Here is a 2,530-nt window from a genome sequence, read left to right as displayed (position 1 = left end):
CTGGTTGTTATAACCACAACCAGACTACATCTCGACCAGCCTCAACCCCCGTCACCTACATTCGTGTCGCACACCCGCGCCTCGTCGGACGGTGCCCGCGCGTCGTCGGACGGTGCCCGCGCGTCGTCGGACGGTGCCCGCGCCTCGTCGGACAGTGCCCGCGCGTCGTCGGACGGTGCCGACACCGCGGCCCGGGTGCGCCGCATGGCCCCGACCGGGTCGGCGTACAGCCTGCCCAGCGACACGATCCCGGCGCCGGCCTCCTGCACCCGGTTGCCGAACGCAGTCACCCGGATGTCCCGCCGCGGCAGCACCGAGCGGGCGGCGAAGGCGGCCACCACCTGCGCCATGGCCTCCGGATACTCCGTGAACGCCTGCCCGCCGACGACCAGGTCATCGGGGTTGAACAGGTCCCGCAGCAACGCGACCGCCTCGCCGAGCACGCGGGCGCGCTCAGCCAACAGGGCCTGCGCCTGCGGGCTGCCGGTGCGGGCCAACCGGATCAGTTCGCTGATGGCGCCGCCGGGTCCGCCCTTGGCGCCGGTCGCCACGATGCGCATCCGCCGCGCTGCGGCCAGCACCGCCTCGTCGCTCACGGTGGACTCCAGCCGGCCGGAATCGCCGAGCAGCTCCGACACCACGGGGAGATTCGCGATCGTCCCCGGGCCGCTGGCCGGGGTGTGCACCCGGCCGCCGATCATCAGCGCGTAGCCCACGGTTTCGCGGGCGTAGACGTACAGGCTGCTGGTCGACGCAGTCGGTGTCGGCCGGCGCATCCCGATCAGCAGCTCGGCCCCCGCCATCGCGTCGACATGCGAGGCGACCGACGCGGGCAGGTCGAGCACCTCGGCGAACACCGGCCCGACCGGAGCCGCCCGCCAGCCCAGCCGCGCGTGGTCGACGCGCCCGGTGGCGGCGTCGACCGCTCCACCGATCGCGACGCCAATCCACAGCGTCCGGCGCCGGTGCCAGCGCCGCAGATATCGCCGGGCGTCGTCGGCCAGCGACGCCAGCGCCGGCCCCTGACCGGATTGCGGCGTCGGGGTTTCGACCGAGTCCAGCGTGCGCCCGAGCAGGTCGGTGGCCACGATGTTGGTGGTGCGCGCCCCGATGTGGACGCCCAGCGTCATGAACGGTTCGTGGTTGACCTCGACGGGCACCCGCGGACGTCCGATCGCGCCGGCAACGGCCAGGTCGGCGCGCTCCCGCAGCAGGCCGACACCCAGTAGCGCGATCACCTGGCGGTTCACCGTGGCGATGCTCAGCGACGTGTCCTTGGCGATGACGTCGCGACCGATCGGGCCGCGGAGCCGCACCGCCCGGAAGACCGACGCCGCCGCGCCGTCGGAGAGCTGCAGCGACGCTGCGACGACCCGCGGGCGGGCACGCACCGGGCCGTCACGGGTGTGCGGGTGAGTGGTCAGGGTGTTCGAGCGCACTGGTGGGTGTCCTTAACGTCCACGTTCCGATGATGGGCCGGGGCCGTACCTGGCTTGGCGTCAGGCTCGGCACAGTGCGCGGCGACGACACGCGCGGTCCGCGAACAGACACGCGGACGAGAACCAGACCACGGTGGCGTGCACGTCACGAACTTAGCACGGTCAGTAGAGTCGTCCCGGTGACGACACAGCGTGGCCACAGCCGCGTCGCCGTCGTCACCGGGGCCAGCTCCGGGATCGGCGAAGCGACCGCGAGAACCCTGGCCGGCCAGGGCTTCGCGGTGGTGGTGGTGGCGCGCCGAGCGGATCGCCTGCGGGCGCTGGCCGACGAGATCGGCGGCACCGCCGTGGTCGCCGACGTCACCGACGCCGCCGCCGTAGAAGCGCTTGCGCGCTGCGTCGACCAGGTCTCCGGTTCGGTCAATGTGCTGGTCAACAACGCCGGCGGCGCCCGAGGACTGGAGCCGGTGGCCGACGCCGACCTGGCGCATTGGCGCTGGATGTGGGAGACCAACGTGCTGGGCACGCTGCGGGTGACCCGGGCGCTGCTGCCCAGGCTGATCGCCTCCGGCGACGGCTTGATCGTCACCGTCACCTCGATCGCGGCGCTGGAGGTTTACGACGGCGGCGCCGGCTACACCTCGGCCAAGCACGCGCAGGCCGCGCTGCACCGCACCCTGCGCGGCGAGCTGCTGGGAAAGCCGGTGCGGCTCACCGAGATCGCACCCGGAGCGGTCGAGACCGAGTTCTCGCTGGTCCGCTTCGACGGCGACCAGCAGCGTGCCGACGCCGTCTACGCGGGCATGACGCCGCTGAGCGCCGCCGACGTCGCCGAGGTGATCGGGTTCGTGGCGTCGCGGCCGTGCCATGTCAACCTCGACCAGATCGTGATCCGGCCACGTGACCAGGCCTCGGCAACCCGGCGGGTTACCCGCCGGGTCGGGCGATAGTGGTCGGGGTTCCCGACAGCGTCGGCGCGTCGCTGGGCGTCGCCGGCGCGCTGCGCGGGATCCGCGCATTCACCTGCGGCGAGGTCGACCCGCCCGGCGGCGGCAGCGCCGACATCGACACCCAGGTGTCCCAGTCCACCG

1 protein-coding gene and 2 pseudogenes are annotated in these 2,530 nt (G+C 73.0%); 1 reads left to right on the top strand and 2 read right to left on the bottom strand.

Features of this window, described 5'->3' with window-relative positions:
* Window positions 1-188: 188 nt before the first annotated feature.
* A pseudogene (locus ABDW21_RS16805) lies at window positions 189-1,439 on the bottom strand (ROK family protein); the annotation flags it as partial.
* A 179-nt stretch (window positions 1,440-1,618) separates the two neighbouring features.
* Between ABDW21_RS16805 and ABDW21_RS16800 the strand changes: the two are divergent.
* The gene (locus ABDW21_RS16800) at window positions 1,619-2,389 is read left to right on the top strand and encodes an SDR family oxidoreductase (protein WP_343600811.1); all 771 of its coding nucleotides are present in this window, start codon (window positions 1,619-1,621) and stop codon (window positions 2,387-2,389) included.
* On the opposite strand, the pseudogene ABDW21_RS16795 reads toward ABDW21_RS16800, so the two are convergent.
* Window positions 2,367-2,530: pseudogene (locus ABDW21_RS16795) on the bottom strand (L,D-transpeptidase); the annotation flags it as partial. The gene ABDW21_RS16800 and the pseudogene ABDW21_RS16795 overlap by 23 nt on opposite strands.

Source organism: Mycobacterium sp. (assembly GCF_039583805.1).
Lineage (GTDB): Bacteria > Actinomycetota > Actinomycetes > Mycobacteriales > Mycobacteriaceae > Mycobacterium.
Note: the sequence above shows the minus strand (reverse complement) of the source record. Positions and strands in the feature narration are given on the sequence as shown.